The following is a 21,626-nucleotide window of genomic DNA, read 5'->3' on the forward strand; positions in this document are numbered from 1 at the left end:
GACATACACTTAGAATGAAATAAAAGTTTCCTTGAGGAAACAAATTAGCATTAGAGAATCATTTCATCCTTTAGTCAAAATTATTTAATGTATGCATATATCTTTAGGAAGTGCAATGATGATTGAAAGGGGCCGCAAGAGATGCCAAATGCTTTAACAATCGACCGTCTTCATGTCTCATATCACGGGCAGGATGCATTAGAGAACATCTCTCTTTCCATACAGGAAGGAACGATGACAGGAATCATAGGTCCAAATGGTGCCGGTAAATCGTCTTTACTCAAGGCATGTTTGGATTTAATTGAAAAAGACCAAGGGGATATTCGCTTTTTTGAACAGCCCTTTAAACAAGTCAGAAAACAGATCGCCTATGTACCACAAAGAAATGATCTAGACTGGACGTTTCCTATTCATGTGCTGGATACCGTGCTACTTGGAACATATCCGAAGCTTGGCCTGATGAAACGTCCGAAAAAAGAAGACCGGGCATATGCGTACCACTGTTTAGAAAAGGTCGGTATGCAGGACTTTGCCAAAAGACAGATTGGTGAGTTATCCGGCGGTCAGCAGCAGCGTGTCTTCCTTGCAAGAGCACTTGCGCAAAACGCACAGCTCTTCTGTTTGGATGAACCGTTTGTTGGGATTGATATGGCCAGTGAAGAAACGATGGTTCGCATTTTGCAAGAATTACGGGATGAAGGAAAAACCATTTTGGTTGTCCATCATGATTTAAGTAAAGCCGATGATTACTTCAGCCACCTCGTTCTGTTAAATAAAAAACTCATCAAAGCTGGACCTGTACACGACATACTTCGCCCAGAGGTCATGCTGGAGGCATATGAAACGCAGCTACCATTCTTAAAAACAGCAGGAGGAGACGTGTAATGGAATTTTTAACCGGACTCTTTGAATATGCGTTTTTACAAAAAGCGTTATTTACATCCGTCATGGTAGGCATTATTTGCGGGGTCATTGGCTGCTTTATCATTTTACGGGGCATGGCCCTGATGGGAGACGCCATTTCGCATGCAGTGCTGCCAGGTGTCGCCATCTCTTATATGCTGGGAATTAACTTTTTCTTCGGGGCCGTTTTAACTGGAGTGTTAACAGCGATTGGGATCGGATACGTGAGTCAAAACAGCCGCATTAAAAATGACTCTGCCATCGGCATTGTCTTCACCGCCTTTTTCTCAATCGGAATCATTTTAATCACATTTTTGAAAAGTTCCAGTGATTTATATCATATCTTGTTTGGAAACGTCCTAGCTGTTCGGTCATCTGATATGTGGATTACACTTGGCATCGGCATTTTTATCCTGCTGGCTGTTATCGTTTTCTACAAAGAACTGCTCATTAGTTCATTTGATCCGGTCATTTCTTCGGTTTACGGTTTACCGAATCGAATGATCCATTATTTTCTCATGACCTTGTTGACCCTTGTGACCGTTGCGTCACTGCAAACTGTTGGGATTATTCTTGTCGTTGCCATGCTTATTACGCCGGCAGCCACTGCTTATCTCTTAACAGACCGGCTATGGATCATGATTTATTTATCTGCTTTTTTCGGTGCAGTTTCTGCCGTCGTGGGACTTGGGCTTAGTTTTACGTATAACTTGTCGTCTGGCGCTTCTATCGTGCTGGTCGCGACCATTTTATTCGGGAGTGCCTTTATCTTTTCACCAAAGCAAGGAATTCTATGGAGATCATTAAATTCTAAACGAAAACGAACGCAGCTAAAAAAGGAAGCGTCTATGTAAAAGGAGGACATATATGAAGAAGGTATTTGCAATCCGTTTGATCGCAGTATTCATTGCCCTTGTGGTCATCGCAGGCTGTTCTACTAAACAAAATAATTCCGGCAAAGATGACGGCACATTAAAAGTCGTCACGACCTACTCCATTCTTTATGACATTGTGAAGGAAGTAGGCGGAGAGCACGTCTCTATTCACAGCATTGTTCCCATTGGTACAGACCCACATGAATTCGACCCACTGCCAAAGGATGTTCAGCATACAACGGATGCAGACCTTGTTCTATATAATGGCTTAAACCTTGAGACAGGGAACGGCTGGTTTCAAAAGCTGCTCGAATCGAGTGGCAAGGATGGGGATGATGCACCTGTAGCCGAACTAAGTAAAGGCGTCAAAGTAAAGCACTTGTCTTCAAAAGGACTCGAAAGCCAGCAGGACCCCCACGCCTGGCTGAATGTCGAAAATGGGATTCTTTATGCTCAAAATGCCCGGGATGCGCTTATTGAAGCGGACCCTGAGCATCAAGAGGATTACGAAAAAAATACAGAAGCCTATATCAAAAAGCTTCAAGCGCTTCACGATGAAGCAAAAGACAAGTTTGATCAGCTGCCAAAAGACAAAAAGCTCCTTGTGACAAGTGAGGGAGCCTTCAAGTATTTTGCAGATGCCTATGGACTGAAAGCAGGCTACATTTGGGAGATCAACACAGAAAGTGAAGGAACACCTGGACAAATGAAGCGCATCATTCATTTTGTCAAAGATCATCAAGTTCCTGCGCTCTTTCTTGAAACAAGTGTCGATCAACGCAGCCTTGAAAGCTTATCTGAGGAAACCGGGGTTCCGATTAAAGGAAAAGTATTCACTGACTCTATTGGAAAGAAAGGTGAAGACGGAGACAGCTACTATAAGATGATGAAATGGAATATTGACACCATTTACAAAGGGCTTTCATCATAAGAAAAGACAGGCGGAGTGATTCTGCCTGTCTTAGATTGTTGACAAAGGGCTAAAATGATGTTTATTTTAGCCCTTTGTCTTCTTTTCAGCGTGATAGAAAACCTTTGCAGTCTAGGAAGGACGAGCACTGGCGCGGAACGAATTTGACATTCGTGAGCACCAGCGCGCAGGACTGACAACGAATGCGAGGGTTTGTCTTCACGCTGAGACAGGCGGAATGAATCCGCCTGTCTTTTTTGTTAGCTGGCTATATTTTGCGGGTGTTTTTTCGGCCAAATGACATAGCTAATGCTAATGACGAAATCAATGGCTAAGACCATCCCCCACACACCGGCGAGCTGCATCAGTGATTCCGTTCGTTCTGGTGCTTGTATGAGATAGGATAAACCAAATAGCAGACCAGCTCCGATGACATAAGAGACGAAATGCCGCGTCCAGCTGACCATTTCATACACTGACCGTTCCTTCCCGTACTTAGGTCTTCCCTTCGGCTTAGGGCCTCCTGCAAATCGATAAGCAAACCGAGCATCTGCCCATTTCACCATTTGATGTCCAAAGGCGAGACTCACCCCAATATAAACAGCCGCAAGCCCGTGGATGACACTCGCCACAGCCCCTTGCCTTAAATCCATATAAGTAGCCGCAAGAAGGATTAGATCCAAAATCGGCGTACAGACCAGAAAGAAGGCGCCCCACTTTTTCTGTCTAAACACATAACGCAGTGTTAAACCCACCAGAATAAACAGCCAAAAACCAATTTCACATGCCACAATCAATAACCCGACCAATATTCCCCACATCCTTTTTAACACAATTGTATTAAATAAAAAATAACACAACTGTGTTAAAAAAACAATAGCTGTGCTAAAATCAATGTATGCCAAAAATCGTCGATCACCATAAACAAAAACAAAAAGTCGCTCAAGCTGCCATGAGAGTGATTAAACAGGATGGATTGGAAAACGCTTCTGTACGAAAAGTAGCGGTAGAAGCTGGCATTTCTGCGGGTTCTATGCGTCATTATTTCTCCACACAGCAGGAGCTATTTCTTTTCTCTATGACATTGATTCAGGAAAGAGTCAAAGAGCGGATGACAGGACTTCAGCTGAACGGTTCAACGGAAGAAAATGTCCTCACGTTATTGGAACAGGTTCTTCCACTTGATGAAGAACGAAGATTTGAAATGGAGGTGTGGCAGGCTTTTACGGTCAAGTCGCTGACTGAACCAGATTTACAGCCGCTCAATGCAAAGATGTATGACGAGCTTTTCCAAACGACCCAATATTGTTTAATGAAATTAAAAGAGGATGGGCTTTTGCTTGATCATATCGATCTTTTAGTCGAAACTGAGCGGCTTTATGCGGTCATCAATGGGCTTGCATTGAATGGAATCTTGCAGCCTCATCGTTTACCGCCTGAGCTCATACGCTCCGTGCTGCAGATGCACCTGCAATCCATCACCAAAAAAGACATGTCTCCCTCATGAGGGAGCATGTCTTTTTTTAATCTTCCATAAAAATACGTTTTGCTTCGTAGTAGAGCACCTGCACAAATTTCTTCACATTGATACGGGTGTGTTCTTCTCTCCCGCTCGTCTCTTTTGTTAATTCACTCATTTTCTTTCGCACGATGGTGAAATCAAAGAATTTAGATGCATAATTTTCAAAGGTCGGATGAGAAAAATCAGTTAACCCAAGTGATGCGATGTGTTTCAAAGATTGGTTGATCGCACGTCTTACCCGCTGTTCCGCTGCCTTCGCTTCTCTTGCAATGTCTGCTGATGTGTACGGCTCATTTAATTTATCCTCCGTGATTCCGGTAAAAATGACCTTTAAAGAAGGAAAAGAATCGTGATGATCGGTATGCAGCGCTACATACTGATCTGTGAAGAGAATCATATCTAATAAATCTTTAGACCCCTTCTCACCCACAATCCCAAGCTCTGCCAGCAAGAACTGACCTGCCTCTGCAAGACTTTTCCCCCGCTGCTTCGTTTTCGTCTGACCGCGCTGCTGAAACTGCATGACGGATTTGAGTGAGTGCTGAATGTTTTCAATTGAATGCTCTAAATGAAGACGTTCAATCATGAGATGGAGCACACTTAAGACCTCTACACGATTGATTGGCTTTGTCACATAATACTCAACACCAAGCGTATACGCCTGGCCGATTAATTCCTTTGTTTCTACCTGCGACAGCATTAAGTATTTCCCATGAAACTCATCCTTAATGGCTCGAATCGTTTCAAGACCGTCTCTTTCCGGCATCAATAGATCAATACATAAGATATCAATGTGCAAATCATTTAAGTAGCTTGCCGTTAACTCTGCGCCATCCTCTGCTTCCCCTGCGACAATGCCAAGCTCTTCATCTTCAATGAGCTGAGCCAGAGAAGAACGCACGGCTTCATCATCATCAACAATAAAAAATCTCATCTCCCAATCCCCTCTTTCCTACTGACTTGATCCACTGGTATCGTTAACGTGAAAATCGTTTGTTTATTTGGGATACTCTTCATCTCAACACTTCCGCCAAGCTTCTCCGCTGTATCCTTCACATAGGAAAGCCCGATACCGCTTGATGGATTCCCAGCCTGGTCGTATTTTAAAGTAAAACCGGGTTTAAAAATAACATGATGATTACGCTCTTTAATGCCAGGCCCGTTGTCACTGATTTGAAAGATCACCTGGTTCTCTTTCTGTGAAATAGAGAGTGACACCTCTCCATCCACTGGAATGGCTTCGACAGCATTGGAAACAATATTATTTAACAAAGATAGAATGGTATACACGTGATAGGCGGGATGCTGCCCATCTTCATCATAATGAAAGACAATGTTTTTTTTAAGAGATTCTGCGTAATTTTCATGGATACGAATCACAAGCCCAGCAATATGGGCAGGACTTGCATAAGCCTGGAAATTTTCTTCATGAATCAGCTTTGATAATGCAGAAAAAATCCGCTGGTTATCCTTTTTGATCTCATGTACCTCTCCTGCAATTTGCAGGGCTGTTTTTCCGAGCTTTTTCAAATCCAATGACTCCGCATCGTTTGCGTGGTGCAGGGATTGATACAATTGATAGGATGTCGCTGTAATGTGCTCAGCATGTGCAAGTGTTTTATGAAAGTATGTAGATTCCGTGTAAAGGTTAGACAGAAGCATCAGCAGATGTTCCTTTTCCTTTTTCATCTGACGCTCTCTCGCCTGCTCTTCATATAATCGAATCATTGTATAACAAGCCAACACGAAAAAGCTTCTAAAAATCGCCAAAACAAATAGTTGAAACAGCGTCCGCATCGTTAAGATTTCATCAATGGTGCCACGAAGTGCAATCATTTCAACAACGCTCGCACACAGTTCCATGATGATGCCTGTCGCACCAATGAGCCAAGGCTGATCGCGGAAACGTCTGACCTGTAATAAATAAAAGAGCGTGCCATAGACGACATAATAAAGAAGGGAAGGAAATCTTAATGAAACCGCCTCTTCCAGCGGAAGATGACCTGTGACGGCTGTATCAAGAAGCACGCGAAACGCAAAAACAGATACCCCTGCAATAATACCGCTTGCCCATGCCGGGAATTTTTTCATTTGAAGCAGGATAAAGAAAAAGACAACGGTTCCAAAACTGACCCGAAAGCTGTCCTCAAATGGATAAAATTTGAACTCTCCGCCAATCGGTGTCAGTACAATGAGCAACACAATTAAATAAGGCTCTGTATTCAGCCATTTTTTCAGTAGATTCAAACGCAGTCACATCCCTAATAATTGACGATAGTATACTATGTGAGCTTGAGAAAAACAAACATCCATGAAAAAGCGCACACCGGAACTTTGTCGGTGTGCGCTTCTCATGATGCCGCTTAATCTTCTAAACGATCCTTTTCTAAAAGTGATGCGCCAGCAATACCTGGTTTGGTCATTTCAAAAGGATTCAAGATGACGTCAAGCTCTTCTTCTGTTAACACATCATTTTGCAGACAAAGCTCACGTACAGATGCGCCTGTAAGAATCGCTTCTCTTGCAATTCGTGCAGCAGCTTCATAACCAATATGCGGATTCACCGCTGTCATGACACCAGCACTTTTTTCTACATATTCTTTTAATCTCGTTTCATCTGCTTTTAGATCACGCAGGCAGTTGTCCATGAAGGACTCAAACACATTTTTCATCATGCTGAGAGATTGTAGTAAGTTGAATATTAAAACTGGTTCCATGACGTTCAGTTCAAGCTGACCAGCCTCTGATGCAAGACAGATCGTGTGGTCATTTCCGATGACTTGGAATGCCACTTGGTTCATGACCTCAGGCATCACTGGGTTGACTTTCCCTGGCATGATGGATGAACCTGGCTGTCTCGGCGGCAAGTGAAGCTCACCAAAACCTGCTCTTGGCCCTGAAGCCATCAAACGAATATCGTTCGCCATTTTGGACATATTCATCATACATACTTTAAGTGCAGCAGATACTTCTGTATAAGCATCCGTATTTTGCGTGGCATCTACTAAGTCTTCAGCTCCAACTAACGGTAATCCGCTAATGTCAGATAGATAGCCTACCACCTGACGAATATATTTAGGATCAGCATTCAATCCAGTTCCGACTGCTGTTGCTCCCATATTGACTTCATATAAATGCTGTCTAGACTGCTTGATACGTTTAATATCACGAGCAAGAACCTTTGCATAAGCACTAAACTCCTGACCAAGTCTGATTGGAACAGCGTCCTGAAGATGCGTACGTCCCATTTTGATCACATGATCGAATTCCTGCGCTTTTTCCGTCATGACTTGATGCATGTTTTCCATCGTATAAAGTAGTTTTTCAATCATATTCAATGTTGAAATATGAATCGCTGTTGGGAAAACGTCGTTTGTTGACTGCGACATGTTCACATGCGTGTTTGGACTTAGCTCAGTATAAGCGCCTTTTTCCTTTCCTAGTAGTTCAAGCGCTCTATTTGCAATGACTTCATTGGCATTCATATTCATTGAAGTGCCAGCCCCGCCTTGAATTGGATCGACAATAAATTGATTGTTCCATTTTCCTTCAATAACCTCATCTGCGGCTTGAACAATTTTTTCTCCAAGACCAGAATATAGTCGTTGTGTATCCATATTTGCAAGTGCGGCTGCCTTTTTGACAATCCCTAATGCTTTGATGAGTTCCTCATGAACATGGTAGCCAGTAATTGGAAAGTTCTCTACTGCACGTAATGTTTGAATTCCATAATACGCTTGAGTGTCTACTTCCTTTTCACCTAGAAAGTCTCGTTCGATTCGAACTTGCTTGTCCTGTAGCTTCGTCATTTGAAAAGATCTCCTTTTACGCTGCTTTTGTTTGTTGTTTTAATTCCTCAATATACTTCTTCGATTTCTCTTGATCAAAAACTTTTTCCCACTTAGACATGACAATGGCGGCAAGTGAGTTACCAAATACGTTAACAGTTGTACGAACCATGTCAAGTATACGGTCGATCCCAACGATGAAGGCAAGTCCTTCAAGCGGCAGTCCCATTGCACCAAGTGTTGTGATGACAACAACGATTGATGCACCTGGTACACCAGCCATTCCTTTAGATGTCAGCATCAAGATTAATAGTAACGTAATTTGCTCATAGATGGAAAGCGGCATGCCGTACATTTGTGCAACAAATATGGCGGCAATGGATTGATAGATGGCACTTCCATCTAGGTTAAAGGTGTAGCCTGTTGGGATAACGAACGACGTGATCGCTTTCGGGCAGCCGAACTTCTCCATTTTATCCATAAGTCTAGGCAGTACAGCTTCTGAACTTGCTGTTGAGAATGCAAGAATGATTTCTTCTTTTAGCACTCTAAATAGTGTAAAGACGCTTGTTCCAGCTAATTTTGCGATAATGCCAAGTACGACAATAACGAAGAATGCCATTGTACCGTAAACGACAAGTACCAGTTTACCTAGCGGGAGAAGCGCTCCGACCCCGAATTTGATCACCGTCACACTGATGAGCGCGAATACACCAAATGGTGCAAACTTCATCACTTTATTGGTCACCCAGAACATGGCTTCGAGTATACCCTCAAAGAATCCTAATACTGGTTTCCCTTTGTCTCCTACTGCCGCAATTCCTAATCCGAATAAGACTGTAAAGAAGATCGTTGGTAATAGATCACCTTCTGCAATGGATTGGAAAACGTTTGTTGGCACTAGATGCACAATGGTTTCAGAGAAACTCGCTTTTTCGGAAGAAGCTTTCGATGTCTCTTCATATTTAGAGATATCGCCTTTTTCCATGTTGCTCATGTCAATTCCTGTACCAGGATGGAAGACGTTTGCTGCAAGCAGTCCCACTGCTAATGCAATCGTTGTCACAATTTCGAAGTAAAGAATGGTTTTTCCGCCGAGTCTTCCGATGGTTTTCATATCCCCTACACCAGCTACTGCTACAATCAACGCAGCAATAACAATTGGAAGAACGATCATTTTAATTAAATGGATGAATATATCGCCAATCGGCGTTAACACATTAATAACGGTTTCATTTTGATAAAACAGCGCTCCCACGATAACACCCAGAACAAGTGCAATGAGTATTTGAGAAGCTAACCCTAACTTTTTCATACGTGAACCCCCTTTTTTTGATAACGCTTTCTTTGTTGCTTAATCGCATCTTAACGATGAACCTACAAAAAACGACAAAAAGGAACAAAAAGAAGTGAATTTTTTATGAAAAATCTTTTAAAAGGTGGGTTTTTCCACAAAATTGTTAAAAAAAGACTTCGCTTTTGGCGAAGTCTCAATGATCTTGCATATGTTCACTTGGCGGTTCTTGCTTTGGATAAAATTCATCATACATAGCATATCCAATAAGAACAAGAGCAACATAGAACAATGCACTAATCGTCCAAATCCATTTGACATTCAGCTTCATTGTGCCACTCCCTCTCTAACCGGTTTCAAACGCTGCAAACTGAGCGCATTCAATACAACCGACACGGAGCTAAAGGCCATTGCTGCTCCTGCAAGCCATGGCGCAAGAAGACCAAAAGCAGCTATCGGTATCCCAATGCAGTTATAAGCAAGCGCCCAAAATAGATTTTGCTTGATGTTTCTCATTGTTTTTTTACTAAATTCAAGCGCATCTGCAATGGCATGGAGGTCTCCTGTCATGAGCGTGATATCTGCTGCTTCCATGGCAACATCTGTCCCTGTTCCAACTGCCATCCCAATATTCGCTGTCGCAAGAGCCGGGGCATCATTGATGCCATCTCCGACCATGGCGACTTTCTTTCCTTGTTCCTGAAGCGCCGCAATGTGAGCAGCCTTTTCCTCAGGCAGGACTTCCGCAATGACATGATCAATGCCCGCCTGTTTCGCAATCGCGTCTGCCGTCAGCTTGTTATCACCTGTCATCATCACAACGTGAATCCCTTGCTCTTTCAGACGCTTGATAGCTTGAGGTGAGGATGATTTGATCGTATCTGCCACTGCGACAATGCCGGCGACTTCGCCGTCAATCGCGACAAGCATAGCTGTTTTCCCTTGCTGCTCCAGTAGTGTGACGGATGCTTCGACTTGATCATATGGGATATGATGTTTCTGTAATAGCTTACGCGTTCCAATCAAAAGCTTGTGTCCTGCGGCCTTTGCTTCAATTCCATGGCCTGGGTCTGCTTGGAAGGCTTCGATCTCGACCGCTTCAAGACCTTGTTCCTTCATTCCGTCTGTGATCGCTCTGGCAAGCGGGTGTTCCGACTGCTGTTCTGCCGATCCTGCTAGCTGAAGCAGCGTATCTTCTGTCCAATTGTCAGATACCATCACATCTGTCAGACTCGGCTCCCCTTTTGTCACAGTCCCTGTTTTATCTAAAACCACCGTGTCAAGTGATTGGGTCACTTCTAAATGCTCCCCGCCTTTAAACAAAATGCCTGATTCAGCTGCACGGCCGCTGCCAGCCATTATAGAGGTTGGTGTGGCAAGACCGAGCGCACACGGACATGCGATGACGATGACTGCGATAAACGTTTCAAGGGCTGACGTCACATTTCCTGGGTCAATAAGGAAAAACCATATCAGGAACGTGAGCACAGCAATTCCTACAACGATAGGAACAAATATCCCTGATATTTGATCTGCCATCCTTTGAATCGGTGCTTTTGAGCCCTGTGCTTGTTCTACGACTCTGATAATCTGTGAAAGGGCGGTCTCTTTCCCAACCTTTGTCGCTTTCACTTTCACAAACCCATTTTTATTGATGGTTGCCCCGATGACCGCATCACCAGCCGTTTTATCAACAGGCAGACTTTCTCCCGTAATCATGGACTCATCAATTGCGGTTGTTCCCTCCACGATCTCTCCATCTACCGGCACTTTCTCACCCGGTTTGACAAACACAAGATCATTCACTTTTACTTCGGAAATAGGCACGGTCATCTCTTTTCCATCTCGCTCGATGACCGCTTCTTTCGCTTGTAGGCCCATCAGCTTTTGAATCGCTTCTGATGATCTCCCTTTTGCTCTTGCTTCCATTAATTTTCCGAGCACGATCAACGTAATAAGCACAGCACTTGTTTCATAATAGAGGGCTGCCTCACGTGTGCCTTGAACCGCTGACTGAATGCTTTCGTATAAACTATAGAAAAACGCAGCTGATGTCCCAAGTGCGACAAGAACATCCATGTTGGCACTTTTATTACGTAAAGCTTTATATGCTCCTACATAGAAGGGCCAGCCGACAATGAACTGAACCGGCGCTGCTAAAGCCAGCTGAACCCATGGATTCATGAACGCTTCTGGCAGCCAAATAAAAGACGTGAAGGAAAAATGGCTGACCATTGCCCAAAGAAGCGGCAGTGACAGGATCATTGAAAATAAAAAGCGTGCCGTCTGCTTCTCTATTGCTGCTTGGCGATGATCTTTCTTTCCTTCTTCTGCTTCGTCTGCAGCTGGTTCAATTAAAGAATATCCAATGGACTGAACCGCCTCCTTTATATCACTTGTAGACGTTTGGCCAGGGTGATACGTGACCTGAAGTGTCTCAAGCGCAAAGTTCACAGATCCGTGATCAACACCATCCATCCGGTTAATTTTTTTCTCGATTCGGTTGGCACAAGCCGCACACGTCATTCCCTCTATATCAAACTCTGCTTGCTCCATCACCACACCGTAGCCAAAGGATTGAATTTTTTGCTTCAGATCATCTGGTGTTAGTTGTTCTGTTTCATACACAATATGAGATGTTTCCAGCGCCAAATTCACATTGGCATCCTCCACACCTTCCAGCCTGTTCAATCCCTTTTCGATGCGGCCTGCACAGGCAGCACAGGTCATCCCCGTAATTTGAAAGTCGATTTCCTTTTTCATTGATCTCACCTCTCCACATACTCCATAGGGGTATCTTTTTTTGAAAAAAATACGCGCTGACACATGCAGCACGTATATCATTTATACGACATCATATCCCTGTTCTTCAATCACATCAGAGATTCGGTGTAACGTGACTTGATCAGGATGAAATGAAACATCCACCTGTCCCTTGTCTAAATGGACTTTCACCGATTCAACACCTGTTAATTCTCCTACATTTCCTTCGACTGCTTTCACGCAATGTCCACAAGACATGCCCTGCACTTGAAGTGTTGCTTGTTCCACTTCTCATCGCCTCCTTCAATCATTTACTACAACTTACTATACCCTAGTAGGGTATCGATGTAAACATAAATAATTCTTAATGTGCTACGATTTTGCCAGTTTCGTAAAGACGTTCATTAACTCTTCAATGGCTTCATCCCCGTTGCCGCTCTTAATGGCATCCGCTACGCAGTGATGTGTATGCTTTTCCATCAATTGAAGACTAACTTTTTTCAAAGCCGCATTGACAGCGGAGATTTGATTGACAACATCTATACAGTAACGATCGTTTTCAATCATTTGCTGAATCCCGCGCACTTGTCCTTCCACTCGTTTCAACCGATTGATCAATTGATCTTTATCCTTCTCGGCTCTAGGCGAAGCCATATGTCTTTCTTCATGTTCTGTCATGTAATCACCTTTTTTCTAATAAGACTTGTTTTTATTTAAATTAAAGCATATCTTCACCGGAAAAGGCAAAGATATGCTGAACACACTCTCTAGTGTTTGCCTTAGTTTGTTAATTGTTCAATGTCCTGCAATAGATTGACGGACTGCTGAAGCTGCTTGATCAACCCTTGCTGGTCCTCAAGCATAGCAGCAACGTCGATGTTGTCCGCTTTCAATTGCTGTAAATACGTTTGAATTTCCTCTGACAGCACCTTATTTTTTTCAATGATCTGCACATGCAGGTCTTCTGCTATTTTTGGTGCTGTCAGTTCATTAAATTCTTGAATGTCTGCTTTCAATGATTCAAGCTGCTGGGTTAATTCTGCTTTTTTGGCGGCGTTTTTTACAGCTTCTTCTGCGAGCTGTGGAAAGTCCTCCGTAAATTGCTGAATGTCCGTCACATACTCATTTGCCTCTGTGACATATGTCGTTGTATCACTTACTTGGTCAAGCAAACCGGAGCATCCACTTAATACAAGCGTGCCCGAAAATAACAAAGAGATCACATATTTTTTCAAGATCGATCATCCTTTCATCTGCGGTATTGAAAACATCATTTGTCCCGCTCCCCCATCACACAGATGCAATAAGACCTTAAAAAAGCCAGACCTTTGCCTCATGTGTGATAGGCAAAGGTCTGGCTAACATGTTCATGCCGGAATGGCCGAGAAACAACGTGAGTTTCTGTAATGACGACCAAACCGTAAAAGCTACTCCCCTTTAGGAAACCGTTCAAATGTTATGTTTATCATATCGAATGTCAGGACAACAGTCAATGAGAAGCTGGCGGTAGATCATGCTCTTCATACAGCATATAGTCCGCTCCAGTTGACGCATAAATCCGGTTGCGCCCTTGGCGTTTTGACATATACAAGGCTTGGTCCGCTTCAAATAGAAGAGTTTCTAATACATTTGGATCATAAGCTGTATGAGCGATTCCAAAGCTCGCTGTCACTCGCACTTTTTCCTCATCAGTCTCAAAGAAACTCGTCTCAAACGAATGTCTCATTCGCTCCGCAATATGACATGCCTCTTCAAATGAATGATGCGGCAGACAAATAGCAAACTCTTCTCCGCCATATCGTCCGAATAAATCGTCCATCTGTAAATGCTGCTGACAAATGGTGACAACATGACGCAGCGCCTCGTCTCCAATATGATGTCCATGCGTGTCATTGATTTGTTTAAAGAAATCAATATCAAACAGCAAGATCGCCGTATCCTGCGCATCCTCTTCCAAGATCATCTGCGTTCGTTCAATAAAAGAAGAACGATTGAAGATATTCGTCAACCCATCAATATACGCACGACGCTCCAGCTCTTCCTGCAGCAAACGCTGCTCTGTTACATCACTGATCACAATTTGCCTGCCCTCGATCTCTCCTCTTCTATTAAATAACGATGAAGCGGTCAGGTGATAATAGCTGGACTGATCTTCTTCCTTTTTCCACATTAAATCATATTGCGAATGATCCTGCGGAGAACGCAGCCACTGAATGAACGCGGTATCTTTGATGATCCCTGAGAAAATATCGTCAATTTTATAGCCAATGCCCTTTTTATTAGAAAGTGCTGGAATGATCGATGCAGCAGCGGGGTTGTAATCTATGAGTGTCCGGTATCGATCTAAAATGAGAACCCCTTCAGACATATGCTCAAACACACGCTCCATTGCAATGGGAGAGAGCTTAAAGAGCTGGAACGACATAATCGCCCATAAGTAGAGTGCATTGGTTAAAAACATCACCACAGGGACCGGGTCAATATGAAGAGGCGTAACGCCTAATAAATAGATAAAAGATGTCGTGATTGGCAGTAACATTCCCACTAGCAAAATGAGGATCTGCTTTAAATATTCTTTTTTTGTGACACGTAAAAACCAAACCAGCATAAAAATAGCGAGCATCGAACAGCCAAATGTATAGACGCCATGAATGATATACCAATAGCCAATCGTAAAATCAGCCAATAAAAAACCGTCTACTGGATTCATCGTGATGCTACGATAAAAGAGTGAATGAAAAGACCATAATGGTGGTGAGAGTTGGAATCAGTAAGATGAGAAGCACGCGGCGCTTTGTGAAATATTGATGGAATCCCGTAAATTGCAGCACAATCATCAGACTGAATGGTGCGATGAACGGAAGACCTATGTATTGAAAACAAACCCAGAACATGATCTGTCCAGGTGTACTTGCCAATAATTCAAACGTGTGCCCAAAGATATAAATCGCAGTTGCTCCAGACATGTACATAAACAATTGACAGCCAATATACCGGCGGCGGTTCGCATGAGCAATGATTGATAATATCACGGACAGAATGCCAGAAACACTCATGATCACAATAAAATGTAAAACAATCGAATCCATGTAAACGCCCCAATTTCAGTTATTTAGAACTAGTCTAATCTTACTATATATGAGGACGTCGCAAATGGGAAGGTGTGAATTTGATTTGGTTGGAGGTTTTTTGTAAAGTTTCGGTCGTTATCTGTTCGTGATCCCTTATATTTTCACTACTTTTTGCTTAATTTGAGGGAGAAGTATGTTGCGGTAGGTGAAATATCTGTACAATGTGGAAATCGGGGATCAATGACGAGGAGGCTTACAAAGTATATGACTTTTTTGATTATTATGGCGGGGCTATTTATGCTGATTCTCTTAGAGAAGCCATTTGAGAAGAGAAGTTCTGGGTTGATATTTTTGGTGAGTTATTTACTACTGATTGCAGTTTATGTGATTCAAACAACGTTTGTGGAACTCTTATCTAATCAGCTCTTACTCATTATTGCTATTATAGTTGTTTGTCCTTTGTTAATTCGATTTTTACAGTTGTTTCGGGGAACATAAGTTGACCAATACATTAAAAAAAGATGCTGGCTATCGGCATCTTTAAGTTTTCCGAGAAAATCTCGTCAGTCTTATTTTCTTCTTAATTCCATCCATTTTATAATAGAGAAATTTCTCGTTAAAGCAAGGTGTTGTTCTCATATTCCACTCTAGAAATCCTTCTCAACACAAAGCCGATTTTGTATTGCTAGATTATTCCGATTAATGGCTTGAAGAATAATTTCATTGAAAATGTCCTGGAAAATCGTTGTATCTTTAAATCGAGTAAGGCGATGCCAAATGATAAGGAACGGGGTCATTGATGCTCAAACCTAAAAACATCAATATTCTATGCTATGCCAATTGATCTAGTGGTAGAGGCCACGTTCTTTTAAACCGATTCACCCCAACTTAAAGAAATGCAAACAACATCAATAAATATCCACGACCCTGTTCCTTATCATGAAGCATTGGTTCTAAAACGTTTTCATATATTAGTCGTACAAAACCTCCCTCATATTAAACATAATATAACCTCTTTTTATAAAGCGGAGCCACATATATAATGAGGGGTAATAGTCATCATAAATATACAGTATATATTTTTATTTAATAGCACTATAAGGGTAGCAGTTATCATTTAAGAATAATAAATTAGAACCTTTTAGTCTTCATACTCCATTCATAATGTCCTCGAACACCATTCTCCAACCTAGATATGAATTTAATCATACCACTATCAAAAGGCTCATTACTGATAAAGACTTTATTTTTAAGTTCAATGAATGTATTAATTTCTATGTTTAACATTTCCTTTGCTCTATCTAAAGCTGTCTCTATTGAACAATTTTCTTGTTTTTGCAGAATGATAACCAAATTATGAATTTCATCATTCTCAAATTCTTTTTTAAAAGATAATAAATCATTTGTCCAATTTACTATTTTATTGATAGAGTTAATTAAATCTCTCAGTAAAATACTACGACTAGAAGCAGGAATAAAACTTCTACCTCCTCTTTCTATTAGATCAAAACAGACAAAAACACTTCCACTATGCATCCTATGATTGACGTACTCTTCTAGAGTTGGTATGCACTTTTCTTTTTCATTTTTAATTTCCCATTTAATAGAATTAAAACAATTTTGAATACTTTGAATAATTCTTTTTTTCCATTCATCAGGCATTCCTATACTAAGACGTTTCCACCAATCATGCCACGCATATAAAAAAGTATCATCATCATAAAATGCTCTTTCATTAAGAATTTCAATTATCTTTTTAGAATATATATCATATAACTTTTGATTGTTCAAATTGTCGCTATAATCATCCAATATACAAAACAATAAAAGATAATCAGAAGACAATCTTACACTGTCGTAAGAGTCATAAGGTTGAGAACGTCCTGCCAAGTATGAAATTTTTTGTCTTTCATATCTTTTTATGTTTGAATCATTCATTAAATTATTAATTTTAGCCCAATTAACTGTGTCTTCATGTACTTTTTTAACATAAGGATTGATAGAACTTTCGAAACATTCTTCTATTTTCGGTATGTTTTTTACTTCTAACATTTCGTCCTCCTAAAAATTATTTTCTTTTTTATGTATTTACCCTGTTTAAATTTTCAAAAAACGCAGTTAATAATCTTGTTTTTCTGTCTAAAAAAAGGTAAACAGAAAAATGCTTATCTCAACAGAATAATTAACAAAAAATACCATTTACCTGTTTCCGCAGGGTAAACTATAAAAAGAGACTTGAACAATATTCCATTATTAAACAAACAGTTGGTTCAACTTTGTTCTTGTCTTTGTACAGAATCTCTTTGAATTAATTGCGTATATGCTTCTTCATAAAATGAAGTAATGTTTGGCCTAAAGCAGTTAGGATAACACCTTTCCCATCACATTTTGGGCATATTTTTTCTTCGTTCTTAATAGAAATATGACTTGTCCCATTACAATTAGGACAAACATGCTCTAAATCGTCTGTTGATATAATGACTGACATCTCTTTCACCTCAACTTATAGAATAATGATGTTTCTTGGCCAAACCTTAAATCTAATAAGATCCATAAACATACATTTTGTTAAATAAAATTTCTATTTGGCAATAAAGATATCATATTATACATAATTAAAGTGCTCAATGTTTGAGTGACAAATTAATCTATTAAGGAGGCTTTAAGAGAGCTGCATTGTGCAAACCATTAATTGAGCGACCAACATAAAGCCCTGAACAATTAAGGAATCTCAATACACCACAATGATTAAGGATGTTTTTAGCGAAGTAATTAAATATTTATCATTTTTTGCTCCTCTATAAACTGCACCATTAGATTCTGCTCCGACATACGCTTCACAAAGTCTGTCAAATCAAGTGATGGATCTATTAAAGGGCATAAAAAAAGACGCTCAAAAAATAGCGTCTTTTAAAAATAATGATAGAGTTTTGGAACTTCTAAAATGATGCCAAACCCGTATCAAGGGCTTTCAAACCCTTGATACCCGACTGCATTCTAAAAGTTTTGATGGAGACGGTGGGAGTCGAACCCACGTCCAGAGACATCGATTACTTAAGCGTCTACGAGCGTAGTCAACATATTTCGTGTTCACTCATCCGCATGCCTGCTGACGGGCGCTTGGAGAGCTAGTCTGATGGATCTCTTCTTACGTCCTCAGACGGAAACGTAAGCGTAGCCTACTTCATTGGGCTCCTCACAGACACATAGGCGATGTCAGGAAGAGCTCGCTGCACTTATTAGGCAGCTAGTGCTAAGTTTTGGTTAAAACTTTTAGTTTTGCCAGTTACATTTAAGTGCGTGTTAACGAGATCGCCTCTCGGCTCGCAGCCTAAGCTCGAACCATCCCTGTCGAATCCGTAACGTCCCCTTGTAAAAGGGATATACGGGATGGAAACGTTCAGCTTAACTGCTTCCGTATATAACTATTATAACAATCTCTTCGCTTGAAACAACTGGTGGTTTCTGTAAGAAAAGCAATGATTGTTTACTGCATAACATATTGTAGCATAATGCTTCCGCTCTCAGCAAGACATCTGCATGAATCTAGAATTGCTTTTGGCGATCACGGAAAGCACGCTCGATTTCGCGTTTTGCATCTTTTTTCTTCAGATCGTCACGTTTATCATATTTCTTTTTCCCTTTACCAATTCCGATCAGCACTTTGGCAAAGCCATTTTTTAAATAGAGTTTCAGAGGCACGAGTGAGTAGCCCTCTTCCTTTGTCGCACCAATCAATTTACTGATTTGCTTGCGATGAAGCAGCAGCTTTCTCGTTCTCAGCGGATCATGGTTATAACGGTTCCCCTGCTCGTATGGGCTCACGTGCATGTTGTGAAGAAACACTTCTCCTCGCTCGATTTTGGCAAAGGAATCTTTTAAATTCACTTTTCCTGCACGAATCGATTTGATTTCAGTTCCTTGTAACACAAGGCCGGCTTCATACGTTTCTTCTATAAAATAGTCATGATTTGCTTTTTTGTTTTGGGAAACAACCTTTCCCTCTCCCTTTGGCATTGGCGTACACCCTCCTTTTGACACAAACACGGTCCAAATCGTACGGATTATTTTATCAAACAATCCAGCTTTCGACAATGCTCACGCCATATGGTCAAAAAGCAAATAGAGCGTGACGCCCTATTTGCTTTTTGGCACGTTACTTTTTCTTTTTGCGCTTTTGTTTTGGCGCGTTATCAAATACGCGTTTTTTCTTTTTTTTCTTCTTACTGCCTGTGAACCAGTCACTTCCGCCTTTATCTTCCTTTGGTTTATCCCCAGAGGCATTTTGACCTCCGCGTCCTTTTTTCGCTGGTGAATCTGTCCGTTTTTTGAACTTAAAATCTTTTGGCGATTTACGGCGGGTGCCTTTCATGCCAACGATTTCAAAATCAATGGAGTGCTCATCTTTATTAACACTAACCACTTTGACAGTGATTTCGTCACCGATGCGATATACATTTCCTGTGCGCTCACCGATCATGGCAAAATGCTGTTCATCAAAACGATAATAGTCGTCTGTCATGTAGCTGACATGGACAAGACCTTCAATTGTATTCGGCAGTTCAACAAATAGCCCAAAGTTCGTCACGGAACTAATCATGCCATCAAACTCTTCACCGATTTTATCAAGCATAAATTCTGCCTTCTTGAGGTCATCTGTTTCACGCTCTGCATCGACTGAACGGCGCTCCATAGTAGACGCATGATCTGCAATTTCAGGCAGCAGCTGGCCCCACTTTTCTAAGGTTGCTTCGTCTGTCTTTTTCTGAATCAAATAGGTTCTGATCAGTCTATGCACGATTAAATCCGGATAACGGCGGATCGGTGATGTAAAGTGCGTATAGAATTCCGTTGATAACCCAAAATGGCCGATGCTTTCTGGATCATACTTCGCCTGTTTCATCGAACGAAGCATCACGGTTTGTATCACAACTTCTTCTGGTTGATCCCTCACAGCATCAAGTACACTTTGAAGTGCACGCGGGTGGATGTTTGTCGACGTTCCTTTCACAATGTAACCAAACGTTGTCACGAACTCTAAAAAGCGCTGAAGCTTCTCAGGATTTGGTTCTTCGTGAATTCGATATATGAAAGGTACATTCAACCAGTGAAAATGCTCTGCAACCGTTTCGTTTGCAACAAGCATGAATTCTTCAATTAATTTCTCTGCGACAGATCGCTCACGAACGACAACGTCTTTCGCCGCTCCTTCATCATCTACAAGCACTTTTGCTTCCTTGAAGTCAAAGTCTACTGCCCCGCGCTCCATTCGTTTGTCGCGAAGAATCTCTGCAAGCTTCTCCATCTCTTGGAACATTGGCACAAGCGGCTCATATTTGTCTAAAAGCTCTTCGTCTTGGTCGACTAAAATCTTATTCACATCAGAATAGGTCATTCTTTCCGTCGTTTTGATCACACTTTGGAAAATCTCATGTTTGACGACCTTCCCATTTCGATCGATGACCATTTCACAAGACAGGGTGAGACGATCGACCTTCGGATTCAATGAGCAAATACCGTTTGACAGGCGGTGCGGGATCATCGGAATGACGCGGTCTACGAGATACACACTCGTTCCACGCTCATAAGCTTCCTGATCAATCGGGGAGTTCTCTGTGACATAATGAGAGACATCTGCAATATGCACCCCTAGCTTATATTTGCCATCATCCAGCTTTTGCACCGTAACGGCATCATCTAAGTCCTTCGCATCTGCTCCGTCAATTGTTACAATCGTTTCGTTGCGCAAGTCACGTCTGCCTTCCAGGTCTTTTTGATCAATCGTTTCAGGTGTGTCTACTGCCTGCTGAAGCGCTTCTTCTGGGAACTCACCTGGCAGGCCGTGTTTATGAATGATCGATAAAATATCAATGCCAGGGTCATTTTTATGACCGAGGATTTCAGTCACTTCGCCCTCTGCACTCATTCTTCCTTCTGGGTAGCTTGTCAGCGTCACGACCACTTTATGCCCTTCGACCGCTCCATTTTTAGCGGATTTCGGGATGAAGATATCGGTTGTGATTTTTTTATCATCAGGAATGACAAAGCCAAAGCTTTTCGTTTCTGTGTAGGTACCGACAACCGTCTGAGTATTACGCTCCAGAATTCGGATGACAGTTCCTTCTTTTTTTGTGCCGTTTGATTTGTGGCTGACACGAACCATGACCGTATCACCATTCATCGCTGTGCCTAGCTCATTAGGCGGAATGAAAATATCATCCTGTCCAAACTCTTCTGGTGTCACAAATGCAAAGCCTTTTGCATGAGCAGACAGCTTTCCTTTTACCAAGTTCATTTTTTCTGGTACACCGTAGCGATCGCTGCGCGTGCGAACGATGAGTCCTTGATCTTCCAGCATCACAAGTGCTTTGACGAGCTCTTTATAATCATCAGGATTGGTAATCTCCATCATCACTTCCAGCTCTTGAACGGTTAACGGTTTATAAGCTTCATCTTTCATAAAAGCGAGTAATTCATCCATAAATTCTTCTTTTTGCACA

19 protein-coding genes, 1 other RNA gene and 1 pseudogene are annotated in these 21,626 nt (G+C 41.7%); 4 read left to right on the top strand and 17 right to left on the bottom strand.

Going from position 1 to position 21,626, the window contains the following annotated elements:
• Positions 1-141 precede the first annotated feature (141 nt).
• Genes GKC25_RS14960 through GKC25_RS14970 form a run of 3 tightly spaced genes read left to right on the top strand, consistent with a single transcriptional unit; the run spans position 142 to position 2,709 of the window.
• Entirely contained in the window at positions 142-885 is a 744-nt protein-coding gene (locus tag GKC25_RS14960; RefSeq protein WP_034659984.1) for a metal ABC transporter ATP-binding protein, read from the top strand.
• Complete coding sequence (locus tag GKC25_RS14965; protein ID WP_034659985.1) at positions 885-1,757, top strand: metal ABC transporter permease; 873 nt, start codon at positions 885-887, stop codon at positions 1,755-1,757. The genes GKC25_RS14960 and GKC25_RS14965 overlap by 1 nt, the downstream gene beginning before the upstream one ends.
• A 13-nt stretch (positions 1,758-1,770) precedes the next feature.
• On the top strand, positions 1,771-2,709 hold the full coding sequence (locus GKC25_RS14970; protein ID WP_034659987.1) for a metal ABC transporter substrate-binding protein: 939 nt from the start codon (positions 1,771-1,773) through the stop codon (positions 2,707-2,709).
• A gap of 239 nt (positions 2,710-2,948) precedes the next feature.
• On the opposite strand, the gene GKC25_RS14975 is transcribed toward GKC25_RS14970, so the two are convergent.
• Entirely contained in the window at positions 2,949-3,497 is a 549-nt protein-coding gene (locus GKC25_RS14975; RefSeq protein WP_034659988.1) for a hypothetical protein, read from the bottom strand.
• Between the two features lie 89 nt (positions 3,498-3,586).
• On the opposite strand from GKC25_RS14975, the gene GKC25_RS14980 reads away from it, so the two are divergent.
• Positions 3,587-4,195, top strand: a complete 609-nt coding sequence (locus GKC25_RS14980; RefSeq protein WP_342689841.1) for a TetR/AcrR family transcriptional regulator — start codon at positions 3,587-3,589, stop codon at positions 4,193-4,195.
• Between the two features lie 16 nt (positions 4,196-4,211).
• Here GKC25_RS14980 and GKC25_RS14985 read toward each other — a convergent pair whose 3' ends face one another.
• The 16 genes and pseudogenes from GKC25_RS14985 to rnr all read right to left on the bottom strand — a co-directional run bounded on the left by GKC25_RS14985 (position 4,212) and on the right by rnr (position 21,625).
• Positions 4,212-5,144, bottom strand: coding sequence for a response regulator (locus GKC25_RS14985; RefSeq protein ID WP_034659991.1), 933 nt, complete (start codon positions 5,142-5,144; stop codon positions 4,212-4,214).
• Positions 5,141-6,457 (bottom strand): sensor histidine kinase, encoded by a 1,317-nt coding sequence (locus tag GKC25_RS14990; protein WP_095285779.1) that lies wholly within the window; start codon positions 6,455-6,457, stop codon positions 5,141-5,143. Before GKC25_RS14990 ends, GKC25_RS14985 begins: the two co-directional genes overlap by 4 nt.
• Before the next feature lie 116 nt (positions 6,458-6,573).
• On the bottom strand, positions 6,574-8,019 hold the full coding sequence (gene aspA, locus GKC25_RS14995; protein ID WP_034659994.1) for an aspartate ammonia-lyase: 1,446 nt from the start codon (positions 8,017-8,019) through the stop codon (positions 6,574-6,576).
• Between the two features lie 16 nt (positions 8,020-8,035).
• A complete protein-coding gene (locus GKC25_RS15000; protein ID WP_003213370.1) occupies positions 8,036-9,313 on the bottom strand; it encodes a cation:dicarboxylate symporter family transporter in 1,278 nt (425 codons plus the stop codon).
• A 175-nt stretch (positions 9,314-9,488) separates the two neighbouring features.
• The gene (locus GKC25_RS15005; protein ID WP_262417031.1) at positions 9,489-9,623 is read right to left on the bottom strand and encodes a hypothetical protein; all 135 of its coding nucleotides are present in this window, start codon (positions 9,621-9,623) and stop codon (positions 9,489-9,491) included.
• Entirely contained in the window at positions 9,620-12,055 is a 2,436-nt protein-coding gene (locus GKC25_RS15010; protein WP_342689842.1) for a heavy metal translocating P-type ATPase, read from the bottom strand. Before GKC25_RS15010 ends, GKC25_RS15005 begins: the two co-directional genes overlap by 4 nt.
• Positions 12,056-12,136: 81 nt before the next feature.
• Complete coding sequence (gene copZ, locus GKC25_RS15015; protein WP_095285778.1) at positions 12,137-12,343, bottom strand: copper chaperone CopZ; 207 nt, start codon at positions 12,341-12,343, stop codon at positions 12,137-12,139.
• Positions 12,344-12,427: 84 nt separating this feature from the next.
• Positions 12,428-12,733: a metal-sensing transcriptional repressor gene (locus GKC25_RS15020; protein ID WP_034659999.1), complete on the bottom strand. Its 306-nt coding sequence runs from the start codon at positions 12,731-12,733 to the stop codon at positions 12,428-12,430.
• Positions 12,734-12,834: 101 nt separating this feature from the next.
• On the bottom strand, positions 12,835-13,290 hold the full coding sequence (locus GKC25_RS15025; RefSeq protein ID WP_034660001.1) for a DUF6376 family protein: 456 nt from the start codon (positions 13,288-13,290) through the stop codon (positions 12,835-12,837).
• A 254-nt stretch (positions 13,291-13,544) separates the two neighbouring features.
• On the bottom strand, positions 13,545-14,516 hold the full coding sequence (locus GKC25_RS15030) for a diguanylate cyclase (protein ID WP_342689976.1): 972 nt from the start codon (positions 14,514-14,516) through the stop codon (positions 13,545-13,547).
• Positions 14,511-15,144: pseudogene (locus GKC25_RS15035) on the bottom strand (histidine kinase N-terminal 7TM domain-containing protein); the annotation flags it as partial. The gene GKC25_RS15030 and the pseudogene GKC25_RS15035, both read right to left, overlap by 6 nt.
• A 1,113-nt stretch (positions 15,145-16,257) precedes the next feature.
• Positions 16,258-17,178, bottom strand: a complete 921-nt coding sequence (locus GKC25_RS15040; protein ID WP_034660005.1) for a terpene synthase family protein — start codon at positions 17,176-17,178, stop codon at positions 16,258-16,260.
• Between the two features lie 256 nt (positions 17,179-17,434).
• Entirely contained in the window at positions 17,435-17,614 is a 180-nt protein-coding gene (locus GKC25_RS15045) for a tryptophan RNA-binding attenuation protein (protein ID WP_080869546.1), read from the bottom strand.
• Positions 17,615-18,133: 519 nt separating this feature from the next.
• Positions 18,134-18,496, bottom strand: a transfer-messenger RNA (tmRNA) gene (gene ssrA, locus GKC25_RS15050).
• Positions 18,497-18,672: 176 nt separating this feature from the next.
• On the bottom strand, positions 18,673-19,143 hold the full coding sequence (gene smpB / locus GKC25_RS15055; protein ID WP_060597311.1) for an SsrA-binding protein SmpB: 471 nt from the start codon (positions 19,141-19,143) through the stop codon (positions 18,673-18,675).
• A gap of 139 nt (positions 19,144-19,282) precedes the next feature.
• The gene (gene rnr / locus GKC25_RS15060; protein ID WP_095285776.1) at positions 19,283-21,625 is read right to left on the bottom strand and encodes a ribonuclease R; all 2,343 of its coding nucleotides are present in this window, start codon (positions 21,623-21,625) and stop codon (positions 19,283-19,285) included.
• Position 21,626 lies beyond the last annotated feature (1 nt).

It is taken from the genome of Bacillus pumilus, from assembly GCF_038738535.1.
GTDB lineage: Bacteria > Bacillota > Bacilli > Bacillales > Bacillaceae > Bacillus.

What these genes read in the sequence shown, in the direction of transcription:
- GKC25_RS14960 (WP_034659984.1), top strand. Translation starts at nt 142, where the DNA reads ATGCCAAATGCTTTAACAATCGACCGTCTTCATGTCTCATATCACGGG.
- GKC25_RS14965 (WP_034659985.1), top strand. Translation starts at nt 885, where the DNA reads ATGGAATTTTTAACCGGACTCTTTGAATATGCGTTTTTACAAAAAGCG.
- GKC25_RS14970 (WP_034659987.1), top strand. Translation starts at nt 1,771, where the DNA reads ATGAAGAAGGTATTTGCAATCCGTTTGATCGCAGTATTCATTGCCCTT.
- GKC25_RS14980 (WP_342689841.1), top strand. Translation starts at nt 3,587, where the DNA reads ATGCCAAAAATCGTCGATCACCATAAACAAAAACAAAAAGTCGCTCAA.
- GKC25_RS14985 (WP_034659991.1), bottom strand. Translation starts at nt 5,144, where the DNA reads ATGAGATTTTTTATTGTTGATGATGATGAAGCCGTGCGTTCTTCTCTG.
- aspA (WP_034659994.1), bottom strand. Translation starts at nt 8,019, where the DNA reads ATGACGAAGCTACAGGACAAGCAAGTTCGAATCGAACGAGACTTTCTA.
- GKC25_RS15000 (WP_003213370.1), bottom strand. Translation starts at nt 9,313, where the DNA reads ATGAAAAAGTTAGGGTTAGCTTCTCAAATACTCATTGCACTTGTTCTG.
- GKC25_RS15005 (WP_262417031.1), bottom strand. Translation starts at nt 9,623, where the DNA reads ATGAAGCTGAATGTCAAATGGATTTGGACGATTAGTGCATTGTTCTAT.
- GKC25_RS15010 (WP_342689842.1), bottom strand. Translation starts at nt 12,055, where the DNA reads ATGAAAAAGGAAATCGACTTTCAAATTACGGGGATGACCTGTGCTGCC.
- GKC25_RS15020 (WP_034659999.1), bottom strand. Translation starts at nt 12,733, where the DNA reads ATGACAGAACATGAAGAAAGACATATGGCTTCGCCTAGAGCCGAGAAG.
- GKC25_RS15030 (WP_342689976.1), bottom strand. Translation starts at nt 14,516, where the DNA reads ATGTTTTTAACCAATGCACTCTACTTATGGGCGATTATGTCGTTCCAG.
- GKC25_RS15040 (WP_034660005.1), bottom strand. Translation starts at nt 17,178, where the DNA reads ATGTTAGAAGTAAAAAACATACCGAAAATAGAAGAATGTTTCGAAAGT.
- GKC25_RS15045 (WP_080869546.1), bottom strand. Translation starts at nt 17,614, where the DNA reads ATGTCAGTCATTATATCAACAGACGATTTAGAGCATGTTTGTCCTAAT.
- smpB (WP_060597311.1), bottom strand. Translation starts at nt 19,143, where the DNA reads ATGCCAAAGGGAGAGGGAAAGGTTGTTTCCCAAAACAAAAAAGCAAAT.